We start from the raw sequence: 11923 nt of genomic DNA, 5'->3' as shown, positions 1-11923 counted from the left end.
ATGGGGAGTGCGATGCGCCAACCGGACCGGGGAACTGATCATCACGGGGACCACGAGGGACCTGAACCTCGGAGTGCGCAGGTCATTCCTTTCAAGCGCAAAGCAGGGGCTGGCGCGATGAAACGGCCGCCGGGTAGTGATCTCGCGCGACTAAGAGCCGAGGAGGAGGATCGCCTTCGCATGCGGCAGAACATTGCCGCGGCCATTGTGCTGATTGCCATCCTCGTGGCGGGCGGCTGGCTCATCACGCAGCTTCGTACGAGCGTGCGCATCGAAATGTGCGTCGAGGCTGGTCACGCGAATTGCTCGCCGCTTCAGCCGACGACGCGTTAGCGCGCACCATCTGGTGCGCGCTCGTTCGTTGCGTGGGGTTGCTCAGGTTCTATTGCGTCGGGGTCGGGCGCTGGCGCTGCCTGATGACCCGAGCGGTGGTGGCCCGGCGGCCTCCGGTGGAGGCCTGTATCGCGTTGCTGGGCTGGCCCCCTTCCGTGGTCACGCCGCCGCCAATATCCATGCCGTTCAGCGTGCGCACACAGGTGTCATGCCATTCCACCTTGGTCATGTGCGTGCTGACATCCCAGAGCGCCATGCAGGCGGGCAGCGTATCGCCGCCACCACCGGCAAGCACCGGCGCGAGCGTGCCGCCGCTCGTCGCGACGGTCGCATCCTGCGTCAGGCCCACTGATGGGGGCGTGGCTGTCGTCGTGGTGGGTGTGGCGGGCACCGCAGCCGCCGACTCGGCTGGCGCTACGTTGGGAAGCGTATTCTGGGGCGTCGTGTCAGGCACGACGACTACGCCGCTGCCCGTCGTGGTCGGTGTGCCGCTGCCCGAGCCTGGGGGTGGCGGCGGATGGTGATGATGGGGATCGGAACCAGGCTGCCCCTGGCGAGGGCCCGATATCGTGCTCGTCGTGTTCGTCGGGGCCGTCGGAGCGCCGGTCGTGAGCTGACCACCGGGCATATGCCCGAACGATTGTCCGAACGATGTCTGGCCTGCTGGCGACGGCGCTCCGCCGCCACGCATGATGCTCGAGTGGAACGATGAGCCGTGCGAGCCACCGCCGCCCCGGGCGAAGCATTGCTCGGCGCCGGCGGTCAGACCGAGGACCAGAACCGACGCTGCAAGCACGTGCGGAATGGGGGTGAGAATATGCTGTGCCATACGCATAGGGCTACTCCCTTGGCAATTGCCGAGTTGCCGGCTGCGGAAGTGTCGCTCAGTACGCGCGCGTCGAGAGGCAAAATCCGCCTGTGCCGAAGTTCGGCGTCGACGTTCCGAGGCACCTTTCGTGCCACGTACTAATGCTTTGATTCATGTAGGATCGGGAGGGCTGACTTGTAAGTCTGGTGGACAGGAACCACCAACCCGGGACCCCTGGTGCATTACGCCCGACTTCAGATGCGCTACGGCTCGGGGTCGTTTCTCGCAAGCGGAATTGCCGGCGCTCAGACCTTCACCAGACGGAGGGTCGTGCCCCAGGGATCGGCGACCTCAATTCCGCCCTCGATATTGGTGACGGCCGCGCCTTCTTTGCTGAGGCGCTCGCGTTGGACGGCGAGCAGCTCATCCTGCGTTACATGAAGCGAGAACCAGTCGAGGCCGGTGCTTTCCGCACTGCGCGCGCCGGCGCCTTCACTGTGCCAGATGTTGATCGCGAGATGGTGATGATAGCCGCCCGAAGCCAGGAAGGCCGAATGCGGGCTCTGGCCGCGCGTGGAGGCGAGGCCGATCGTGCGCTCGTAGAAGTCCCGGCCCGAAGGGATGTCGCCGACCCGCAGGTGCATGTGGCCGATGCGAAGCTGATCCGGCGCTTGTGCGTAGGGCGCGTGCTCCTTGCGGACGAGGCCGACGATGTTGTCGAGATCCAGTTGATGCGTGCCCATGGTGACCGCACCATCGCGCCACTGCCAGGTGTTCGTTGGCCGGTCGCTATAGATTTCGAGCCCGTTGCCCTCGGGATCATCGAGATAGATGGCTTCGCTCACGCTGTGGTCGGCAAAGCCGGTCAAGGGAATGCGCTTCTGAGCAGCGTGCATGAGCCATCGCGCCAGATCGAGGCGCGTCGGCATGAGGAAGGCAATGTGAAAAAGACCCGCCTCGGTCTGATGCTCGATCGGCGCGTTCGGCCGCGAAACGAGATGCAGCAGCGGCGTGCCCGGCACGCCCATCACGGCGCGATCATCCGGCTTCTCGAGCAGGTGAAGACCGATAGCACTGCGGTAGTAGGCGATCATCGCATCGAGATCGCGCACGCGTAGTGCGGCCTGGCCGCATCGTACGGGCGTCCGATTGGCAAAGGGAAGCTCGCCCGCGGGCATTGCGTCGCGCGCCTGCGTCCGATGGATGAACGGCATGAGCGCGCCGCCTTCCGCGCGGACAGCTCCCGCCATGGCGGCGGTAAGCGTGGAAGCGCCCGCAAGCTGGAGCAAGGTGCGTCGCGTGAAGCTGTCGGACATGGCCGCTCATGGAGGCTGCTGGGGTCGCGCCTTTGTGGCGTAGCGCGCGCGGGGCCGCACTTCACAACTGCGTGCGGCCCACAAGCGCCTCAGCGCCAGCCAAGCGCAGGCGCGACATGCTTCAGGATCGCCTCGATCACGTGCGCGTTGTAGTCGACGCCGAGCTGGTTCGGCACCGTCAGCAGGAGCGTGTCGGCCTCGGCAATGGCCTCGTCCTCCGCGAGCTGCTTCACGAGGACGTCCGGCTCGGCGGCATAGCTGCGGCCGAAGATGGCCCGCGTGCTCGGATCGATATAGCCAATATGGTCGCCGCTCTGATCGCCACCGAAGTAGGCGCGGTCGCGATCATCGACCAGGGCGAAGATGCTGCGGCTGACCGAGACGCGCGGCGCGCGCGTGTGCCCTTCAGTCTTCCAGGCCTCCCGATAGGCTCGGATCTGGCTGGCCTGCTGGATATGGAAGGGCTCGCCGGTCTCATCGGTCTTGAGCGTCGAGCTCTGCAGGTTCATGCCTTGCTTTGCTGCCCAGACAGCCGTCGCATTGGATGAGGCGCCCCACCAGATGCGCTCGCGCAGGCCCGGCGCATGCGGCTCGATGCGCAGCAGGCCGGGCGGATTGGGGAACATGGGCTGCGGGTTCGGCTTGGCGAAACCTTCGCCCTTCAGCACCTCGAGGAAGAACTCGGCATGACGGCGCGCCATGTCGGCCTCCGTCTCGCCCTCGGCCGGTGCGTAGCCGAAGTAGCGCCAGCCATCGATGACCTGCTCGGGCGAGCCGCGGCTGATGCCGAGCTGCAGGCGACCGCCAGCGATGAGGTCCGCGGCGCCGGCGTCCTCGGCCATGTACATCGGGTTCTCGTAGCGCATGTCGATGACAGCCGTGCCGATCTCGATGCGGCTGGTCTTTGCGCCGACGGCGGCCAGCAGCGGAAAGGGCGAGCCGAGCTGCCGCGCGAAGTGGTGCACGCGGAAATAGGCGCCGTCCGCGCCGAGCTCTTCGGCCGCGACGGCGAGGTCGATGGACTGCAGGAGGGCATCGGCGCCCGTGCGCGTCTGCGAGTGGGGCGAGGGCGACCAGTGTCCAAAGGACAGGAAGCCGATCTTCTTTCGGGACATGATGGGGGTTCCAGCCGCAACGCGAAACGCGCGCCGGTTGGCGCGCGGGCGTGCGAGTCAGAGTGCTTTCCTCGCACATATGGTGGCGACTGGGCGCTTTTGAAACCCATACGCCTTAGCGCGTACCGGAGCTGGCTAACCTGCTCTCCTGAGCGCCCGACTGCGCGTCGGCGCCAGCGCCGCCCTCGCGGAGCCGGCGAGCGAAGCGAATTCGGCGTGAGCTGGCTAACCTGCTCTCCTGAGCGCGCGAGTGTGCGCCGGCGCGAGCGCCGCCCCCGCGGAGCCGATGAGCGGAGCGAATTCGGCGTGAGCGGAAATATGGTGCCGGCTGAGGGATTTGAACCCCCGACCAACGGTTTACAAAACCGCTGCTCTACCACTGAGCTAAGCCGGCATATGGGCTGAACCACCCTGTGGGCGCCAGCCGAACGCCCGCCTTATACGCGAAGGCGCGGGCCGCTTCCACCTCGGATCGGAGGGTGGCACCGCGGCCCTAGCCCTCGGGCCGGCAATGACATATAAGGCGACACTGCAAGCCCAATCTCTGGACGATGCAGACGGAACCCGGGACGCCCAAGGCGCTCCGGGGCATTACCCCTTGGTTATAGTGGAGACTTGTCATGCCTGCCCCATGGTCGCCTGACAGCTGGAGATCGAAGCCGATCGTCCAGGTGCCCGACTATCCCGATGCGGCCGCTCTGGCTGCTGTCGAGGGCCGGCTCGCGACCTTTCCCCCGCTCGTTTTTGCCGGTGAGGCCCGGCAACTGACGAAGGCGCTCGGCGAGGTCGCCGAGGGCCGGTCGTTTCTCCTGCAAGGCGGAGACTGTGCCGAGAGCTTTCTCGAGCACCGCGCCGACAACATCCGCGACTTCTTCCGCGTCTTCCTGCAGATGGCGGTCGTGCTGACCTATGCCGGCGGCGTGCCGGTGGTGAAGGTCGGCCGTATTGCCGGCCAGTTCGCCAAGCCCCGCTCCTCGCCCTTCGAGAAGAAGGATGGCGTCGAGCTGCCGAGCTACCGCGGCGACATCATCAATGGCGCGGAGTTCACGTCCGAGTCGCGCATCCCGGACCCGCAGCGCCAGCTCCAGGCGTACCGGCAGGCAGCGGCGACGCTGAACCTGATCCGCGCGTTCGCCCAGGGCGGCTATGCCGACCTCGAGCGCGTGCATCAGTGGACGCTCGGCTTCATCAAGGACAGCCCGCAGGGCCGTCGCTTCGAGGAGCTGGCGAGCCGCATCTCGGAGACGCTCGAGTTCATGCGCGCGTGCGGCATCACGGCCGAGAACACGCCGCAACTGCGCACGACGAACGTCTACACGAGCCACGAGGCGCTCCTGCTCGGCTATGAGCAGGCGATGACGCGGCTCGATTCGACGAGCGGCGACTGGTACGCGACGTCGGGCCACATGATCTGGATCGGCGATCGCACGCGTCAGCCCGATCATGCGCACGTCGAGTACTTCCGCGGGATCAGGAACCCGATCGGCATGAAGTGCGGGCCCTCGCTCGAGCCCGACACGCTGCTTAAGCTGATCGACGTGCTGAACCCGAACAACGTCGCGGGGCGTCTGACGCTGATCTGCCGTTTTGGCTCGGACAAGGTGGAGAGCCACCTGCCGAAGCTGGTGCGTGCGGTCGAGAAGGCCGGCCGCAAGGTCGTGTGGTCGTGCGATCCCATGCACGGCAATACGATCTCGGCGGCGAACGGCTACAAGACGCGGCCGTTCGAGCGCATCCTGAAGGAGGTCGACACCTTCTTCGCGGTGCATCGTGCGGAGGGCAGCCACGCCGGCGGCATCCACGTCGAGATGACCGGCCAGAACGTGACGGAGTGCACGGGCGGCGCGGTGGCGATCAGCGAGACGGATCTCTCGGACCGCTACCACACGCACTGCGATCCGCGGTTGAATGCGGACCAGTCGCTGGAGCTTGCTTTCCTGGTCGCCGAAAGGCTGAAAACCGAGCGCGGCGCCCGGGCTCCGCACGAGGCGTCCATCGCGGCGGCGGAGTGAGCCAACGGCTCATTTGCCGGAATGAAAACAGGAGCGCGGCGCTGAAAGGTGCCGCGCTCTTCTTTTGGCTCAGCTATCGCTGTAACTACACGAGTGATCGACGGTCGAGTGGACGCGCATAAAAAGTGCGAATCAGCTTAAACTTCCGCCCTTCATATCGGGGGCAATAGATGCGCTTTTCACACTTGGCGCTGATTCGGACGAAATACGCTTGGTGGGCCGCACTTCCTGCGGCTCCTGCTGATGATTGGGGATCGCAGGAAACACGACCGGTTAGATCGGTGGCGGTTACCACTCACGACACAATCATCATGGGCGTCGAGGTGCAATCGGGCGAAATGCTCTCCGAAGCAGTCTTCGATGAGGATGGTCCGCCATCAATTGTGGAACACTTTGAGATAATCCAAGTCGGGTACTATGCTGCACACGCGCCGCCGTTGCGTGAAATGAAGTACTTAGATGATGATTTCGATCTCTACGACGATTCAGAGATGTACGAAGTGGAAGTGCAGAGACCGAGCCAGCAACTGATCCGCTATGTGCTACCCACCTCGAACGACCCGCCTGCAAGGAGCAGGAAGCTGCTGTTTGTCATCTTCGAGGAAGCCGACGAGGCCAGTATCAACCGTGCGGACGAACGCATCAAGCGTACGTTGGGGCAGTACCGACCGGTGTGGCAAGGGAGAGAATTGCGCGGCTACTGTTTCACGCATCCGTTACGATGCCAGGAAATCATGGAGGCTCTTGGCAGCCTATTAGAGGCAAAGGCCATAACAGATTACTTTATCGTCGAGCCTTTGGATGTTCCATTCTCCAATCTTCCGCTTTCCCCGCTGAAGGACTGGGTGACGCGCGGCTACAAGGATATGGGGTCAGCTACCTTCCAGAGCCGTAGAAGAGACAGAGGCGGGCAGCGAGGCGCATGACGCCTGCGTTATCATCGTCGCCTTTCTCAAGGAAGCGGCTGGCAAACCGACGGCACTCGACTTCAGCCTCCTGCGAGTCCCATTTGAATCGCTTAAGCATCATAGTCGCGACCGCAAAGGCGTGATCCTCGGGAACTCCTAGTTCCCGAAGGCGCGCGATGGTCATTACCGGGTCAGCAGTCATGCGAGGCTCCCCGAAGGAAGCTCTCGAATCCTAATTGAGAATTCGTTACCGGATGGCAGATTTTAAACGAAAACAAGTCTGAAGCGATCTCTGCGCTTCATCTGGTTCCCACCAGGACGCGACAATGAACTACAACCCCAACTCCCAGATCTGCCCGTTCACGTCGTGGCCGAATTCGTTGTGGCGCTCTTCCTTGATGAGCTTGAAGCCCGCGGCCTGATAGATGCGCACGGCCGGCACGAGTATGTCGTGCGTCCAGAGCATGAGCGTCTTGTAGCCCTTGGCGCGCGAGAAGCGGATGCACTCATCGACGAGGCGGCGGCCGAGGCCGAGCCCGCGCGCGGAAGGATCGACATAGAGCAGGCGAAGCTGCGCCACTTCGGGTGAGGCGCGCGTGATGAAGACCGAGCCGACCACCTCGCCGTCGCGCTCGGCAATCCACGCGCGCTCATGCTTCGGATCGAAATTCAGGATGAAGGTTTTCAGGATCTCGGCGACAAGCGCCTCGAACTGGGGATCCGTCCAGCCGTACTCGCGCGCGTAGATGAGCGCATGGCGATGCGTGATCCAGCCGGCGTCGCCGGTTTCAAGGCCGCGCAGGATGTAGGGCTCGGGCGTCGGCGCGGGCTCGCCGAGCAGGCGCGCGATCGTCTTGGTCGCGGCGACGAGCCGGTCGCGATCCGGCGGCGCGATCTTCTCCAGCATGGCGACGACGCCTTCCTGCGATCCGCGATCGAGCGGGGCGAAGGCATCCCGACCTTCGGGCGTCAGCGCGATGACGGCGCGGCGCGCATCGTCCTCTGCGGGCGCGCGGCGGATGAGGCCCTGGTCCTCGAACTTCTTGAGCATCCGGCTCAGATATCCGGCATCGAGGCCGAGCTCGCGAATGAGGTCGCTGGCGGTCGCCTCGGGCCGGTGGGCCAGCTCGTAGAGCACGCGGGCCTCCGAGAGCGAGAAGGGGCTCGCCAGCATGCTCTCGGCGAGCAGGCCGAGCTGGCGCGTGTAGAAGCGGTTGAAGCGCCGTATGGCGGCGACATCGTCCTGCGACGGGCCCGAGGACGGGGCTTCTGCGAGTTGGGTCATGGCGCACCTCCACCCATGACAGTCAATCAATTACTTGACTGAGTCAAGTAACTCGTCGTCACCAGCACGTGACGCGCGCGCGGCGCTCTCTTTCCAAGCGCGGGTGCGACGTGCATAAGAGCGCCCAAACGCGATACTGGGGAGGAAACCATGCTGCTCGCCGAAAACCTTAAAAGACTGGGCACGGAGACGGCCTTCGAGGTGCTGGCCCGCGCCGCCGAGCTGCAGCGGCAGGGTAAGGACGTCATCAATCTCGGCATCGGCCAGCCGGACTTTCAGACGCCGGCCCATATCGTCGAAGCCGCCATCAAGGCGCTGCGCGACGGCCATCATGGCTACACGCCGGCGCAGGGCATCCTGCCGCTCCGCGAGTCCGTCGCGAAGGACCTGCACAAGCGCCACGGCGTCGAGGTGAGCCCCGACAACATCGTCATCATGCCGGGCGGCAAGCCGACGATGTTCTTCGCCGTGCTCATGTTCGGCCAGCCGGGCATGGAGATCATGTACCCAGATCCCGGCTTCCCGATTTATCGCTCGATGATCCAGTACTCGGGCGCCAAGGCCGTGCCGATCGCGCTCAAGGAAGAGAACGGCTTTGCCTTCAGCGCCGACGAGGTGCTCGCGCAGATCACGCCGAAGACCTCGCTTATCATTCTGAACAGCCCTGGCAATCCGACGGGCGGCGCCGTGCCCAAGGAGGAAGTGGCGAAGCTCGTCGCGGGTCTCGCGAAGCATCCGCACGTGACGGTCATGTCCGACGAGATCTACAGCCAGATGCTGTACGACGGGCGCGAGCACGAGAGCTTCCTCCGCTATCCCGAGATCCGCGATCGCCTGATCATCCTCGACGGCTGGTCCAAGACGTACGCGATGACGGGCTGGCGCCTCGGCTTCTCCGTCTGGCCGAAATCGATCGTCGATACGGTCGTGCGCCTGTGCGTAAACAACCATTCTTGCGTCAACGCGCCGACGCAATTCGCCGGTATTGCCGCGCTCGAAGGTCCGCAGGACGACGTGGTCAAGATGGTGAAGGCGTTCGACGAGCGCCGTCGCGCCATCGTGCCGATGTTGAACCAGCTGCCGGGCTTCACGTGCGTCAATCCGGGTGGGGCGTTCTACGCGTTTCCGAACATCACCGGCACGGGCATGAGCGCGCGCGAGCTGCAGAACAGGATGCTGGAGGAAGCCGGCGTCGCGACTGTTGCCGGCACGAGCTTCGGCATCCATGGCGAAGGCTATATTCGCTTCTCATATGCCAATTCGATCGAGAACATCCGCAAAGCCATCGAGCGCGTGGGAACGTTGCTCATGGAAAAGCGGTAGGAGCCAGACGTTCCCCCTGCCTGCGGGGAGATGCGAAGGGTAAGAGCGCGGCCACGCGCCGAGGCACGCGGTCGCTGTCTTCTCCCGTCCCGGCCCTCTCCCCATATATGGAGCCTATAGGGAACTACGAGTGAGGTGCACGCTTGAGCGAAACCCCGGATGAGTTCTATGCCCGTCGCCTGCGCGAAGAAGTCGAGGGCGGCGAGCCTGAGCTGGCCATGCTCGGATCGTTCGTCGGCAAGGGTGGTGTTGCCGTCGACATCGGGGCGAATGAAGGCATTTTTGCCTACGCGCTGAGCGAGCTTGGCGCCGTCGTCCATGCTTTCGAGGCCAATCCGAGGTTCGCGGAATTCGCCCAGCGGATGCTCGGCGAGCGCGCCGAGGTGCATGAGCTCGCGCTGTCGAACGACTCCGGCCATGCCTCGTTCTTCGTGCCGCTCGCCGAGGATGGCAGCGAGCTGCATCTCGCCGGCAATCTCAAGAACTCGCACAGCCAGTTCGAGCGCCAGACCGTGATCAAGGTCGAGGTGCGGACGCTCGACAGCTTCGCGCTCACCAACGTGCAGTTCATCAAGGTGGATGTGGAAGGCAGCGAGCTGGAGGTGCTCGAAGGTGCGCGCGAGACGATCCTGCGCGATCATCCGGCGCTGCTGCTCGAGCTGCTGTCCGGCACCTATCAGGATCCGCTCGCGGTCACGCGCGAGGTCTGCGAGAAGTACGGCTACAGCGCCTTCGTCGTGGACAAGGGCAAGCGCCTCGATGCCATGACGACGATCGCCGCGCTCAACTCCAACACGACCTGGGGCACGCCGATCGCGACGCGGAACGTACTCTTCCTCTAGTCGAGTCTCTCAACACAACCGCGACGATTCCCCTCCCCCTTGTGGGGAGGGGTTAGGGGTGGGGGGAACCCCTACCGCTATTGTCCTGCAATCCCCCCTCCTAGCCTCCCCCACAAGGGGGGAGGGATCGCGTTGGAGCCAGTGGCTAGCAGCTCGTTGCGATCACTCAAACAGCGAGAGCTGGCCCTCGGGCTCCTTCGCGGGCCCGCGCGGAATGCGGCGATAGCCGAAGCTCACGCGATCGACGAGGCCGGGGTGACGCGCGCGGAACGCGGCCTCGGCCTTCTCGCGGCTCGCCGGAAACTTCTCGCCCCACCAGATGGCATAGAGCTGGCGCGGGTCGCAGCCATAGCGCGCCATGAGATCCTTGCGCCGCACGCGCAGCCAGCGCGCAATCCAGATCTCGATGGCGTCGGCCTCGCCGAGAGGATGCGGCGCACTCTCGCGCGCTGCAACGACGGGCGCGCAGGTCATGTCGGAGATGGCGAGGGACGAGGCAATCATCGGCTGGTACACGACTTCGGTCTGACGCATCGGACCACTATACCCTGACAGAACATTGCGGCAACGCGTGGGCGCCGCGCATGTCTGCCCGCCGCGCGGCCGGCCGCGAAGCGCATTGCCTATTGCCTCCTGCGATGGCACACGGACCGGCACCTCACAGATCCGAGCCCCCAGCGTGACGACAGCAACCTCGAACCCACCCGCGCGGGCTGCCGCGATCCTGATCGTCATGCTCTCGGCGACGACGATCCTTTCGCAGTTCTTCCGCTCGTCCGTCACCGTTCTCGCGCCCGAGCTGATCGTTGAGCTGAAGCTGACGTCGGAAGCGCTCGGCATGTCGAACGCCATCTTCTTCTTCGCCCTGATGGCGGCGCAGGTGCCTGTGGGCATTCTTTTCGACCGCATCGGCGTGCGTTTCACCGTTGGCGGTCTCGCCGTGCTCGGCGTCGCGGGTGCGCTCTTGCACGCGGTGGTGCGCGACGGCAGCGAGCTCATCGCGGCGCGCTTTCTGCTCGGTCTCGGCTTCGGCGGCAGCTTCATGTCGGTGGTCGTGCTCTGCTCGCGCTGGTATCCGCGCGCCCGCTGGGCCACCGCCATGAGCTGGGTGTTCGGCCTCAGCATGATCGGTGTCGGACTTGCCGGCACGCCGCTGGCGCTCGCTGCCGGACTGGTCGGCTGGCGGACGACCTTCATGATCATGGCGGGTGCGGCGGGGGTTGTCGGGCTGCTCTTCGTATGGCTCGTGCGCGACGATCCGCCGGGCAAGGTGCCGCCGCCCAATCCGCCGGAGACGCTCGCCGCCGCGCTCGCCGGCTTCATCGCGATCCTGCGCCTGCCGGGCCTTCTGCGCGTGCTCGGGCTGCAGACGGTGGCCTATGCCGTAATGGCGACGATCATGGGCCTGTGGGCCGGTCCCTATCTCCACGATGTGCACGGGCTCGATGCGGTGGCGCGCGGCAACGTCCTGATCGCCATGGCATGTGCGCAATTCCTGGGTGTGCTCGCCTTCGGGCCCATGGATCGCATTTTCGATACGCGAAAGTGGGTGGCCATTACGGGAGCGACCGCGACGATCCTGGTGCTGCTTGCTCTGGCCTCGAATCCACCGACGGTGCTGGCCATCCCGCTCATCATCGGCGTATGCGCGACGTCGTCGTACGGCGTCGCCGTCGTGACGCACGCGCGCACCTTCTATCCCGATCATCTCGCGGGGCGCGGCGCGACGACCGCCAACATGGCCCAGCTCTTCGGCTGTGCAATGGTGCCGGTCGTGACGGGGTACATTCCGAACTGGTTCCCGCAGACGGCCGCCGGATATTCTCCCGTCGCCTACCAATGGATCTTTGCTACCATTGCCGCGGCGCTCGGTGCGGGCCTCATGGTCTACGCTACGGCGCGCGACGTCCGGCCGAGCAGTCAGGCCGGCCATCCAATGCCGGCGTCTGCTGGCGACAAATCCGGACCAACCGGAGCATGA

Annotated in this window: 11 protein-coding genes and 1 tRNA gene; 6 read left to right on the top strand and 6 right to left on the bottom strand. The window is 64.9% G+C overall.

Going from position 1 to position 11923, the window contains the following annotated elements; translation table 11 throughout:
* Positions 1–180 precede the first annotated feature (180 nt).
* Positions 181–333 carry a hypothetical protein gene (locus tag CS1BSM3_RS28260; RefSeq protein WP_174263680.1) on the top strand — a complete coding sequence of 51 codons (153 nt, stop codon included), beginning with the start codon at positions 181–183 and terminating at the stop codon, positions 331–333.
* A 49-nt stretch (positions 334–382) separates the two neighbouring features.
* Here CS1BSM3_RS28260 and CS1BSM3_RS12620 read toward each other — a convergent pair whose 3' ends face one another.
* The 4 genes from CS1BSM3_RS12620 to CS1BSM3_RS12605 form a co-directional block, all read right to left on the bottom strand.
* Positions 383–1168 carry a hypothetical protein gene (locus tag CS1BSM3_RS12620; RefSeq protein ID WP_143149189.1) on the bottom strand — a complete coding sequence of 262 codons (786 nt, stop codon included), beginning with the start codon at positions 1166–1168 and terminating at the stop codon, positions 383–385.
* Between the two features lie 278 nt (positions 1169–1446).
* Positions 1447–2457: a VOC family protein gene (locus CS1BSM3_RS12615; RefSeq protein WP_072387425.1), complete on the bottom strand. Its 1011-nt coding sequence runs from the start codon at positions 2455–2457 to the stop codon at positions 1447–1449.
* Between the two features lie 89 nt (positions 2458–2546).
* On the bottom strand, positions 2547–3572 hold the full coding sequence (locus CS1BSM3_RS12610) for an LLM class flavin-dependent oxidoreductase (protein WP_072387424.1): 1026 nt from the start codon (positions 3570–3572) through the stop codon (positions 2547–2549).
* 319 nt (positions 3573–3891) lie between these two features.
* Positions 3892–3966: transfer RNA gene (locus CS1BSM3_RS12605), tRNA-Thr, on the bottom strand.
* A gap of 226 nt (positions 3967–4192) precedes the next feature.
* On the opposite strand from CS1BSM3_RS12605, the gene CS1BSM3_RS12600 reads away from it, so the two are divergent.
* Together CS1BSM3_RS12600 and CS1BSM3_RS12595 are read left to right on the top strand one after the other, a co-directional pair.
* Positions 4193–5584, top strand: a complete 1392-nt coding sequence (locus CS1BSM3_RS12600) for a class II 3-deoxy-7-phosphoheptulonate synthase (RefSeq protein WP_072387423.1) — start codon at positions 4193–4195, stop codon at positions 5582–5584.
* A gap of 170 nt (positions 5585–5754) precedes the next feature.
* On the top strand, positions 5755–6510 hold the full coding sequence (locus CS1BSM3_RS12595; RefSeq protein WP_143149188.1) for a hypothetical protein: 756 nt from the start codon (positions 5755–5757) through the stop codon (positions 6508–6510).
* A 313-nt stretch (positions 6511–6823) separates the two neighbouring features.
* Here the strand turns inward: CS1BSM3_RS12595 and CS1BSM3_RS12590 are convergent, their stop codons facing one another.
* Positions 6824–7777 (bottom strand): bifunctional helix-turn-helix transcriptional regulator/GNAT family N-acetyltransferase, encoded by a 954-nt coding sequence (locus CS1BSM3_RS12590; protein WP_072387421.1) that lies wholly within the window; start codon positions 7775–7777, stop codon positions 6824–6826.
* A 150-nt stretch (positions 7778–7927) separates the two neighbouring features.
* On the opposite strand from CS1BSM3_RS12590, the gene CS1BSM3_RS12585 reads away from it, so the two are divergent.
* Together CS1BSM3_RS12585 and CS1BSM3_RS12580 are read left to right on the top strand one after the other, a co-directional pair.
* On the top strand, positions 7928–9100 hold the full coding sequence (locus CS1BSM3_RS12585; protein ID WP_072387420.1) for a pyridoxal phosphate-dependent aminotransferase: 1173 nt from the start codon (positions 7928–7930) through the stop codon (positions 9098–9100).
* 143 nt (positions 9101–9243) lie between these two features.
* Entirely contained in the window at positions 9244–9942 is a 699-nt protein-coding gene (locus CS1BSM3_RS12580; protein WP_072387419.1) for an FkbM family methyltransferase, read from the top strand.
* 162 nt (positions 9943–10104) lie between these two features.
* Here the strand turns inward: CS1BSM3_RS12580 and CS1BSM3_RS12575 are convergent, their stop codons facing one another.
* Entirely contained in the window at positions 10105–10476 is a 372-nt protein-coding gene (locus CS1BSM3_RS12575; protein WP_244540486.1) for a hypothetical protein, read from the bottom strand.
* A 145-nt stretch (positions 10477–10621) separates the two neighbouring features.
* Here CS1BSM3_RS12575 and CS1BSM3_RS12570 point away from each other — a divergent pair, with 145 nt between their 5' ends.
* The gene (locus CS1BSM3_RS12570; RefSeq protein WP_143149187.1) at positions 10622–11923 is read left to right on the top strand and encodes an MFS transporter; all 1302 of its coding nucleotides are present in this window, start codon (positions 10622–10624) and stop codon (positions 11921–11923) included.

Origin of the sequence: Hyphomicrobium sp. CS1BSMeth3, assembly GCF_900117415.1 — a bacterium.
GTDB lineage: Bacteria > Pseudomonadota > Alphaproteobacteria > Rhizobiales > Hyphomicrobiaceae.
This window is presented reverse-complemented; position numbering and strand designations above follow the sequence as displayed.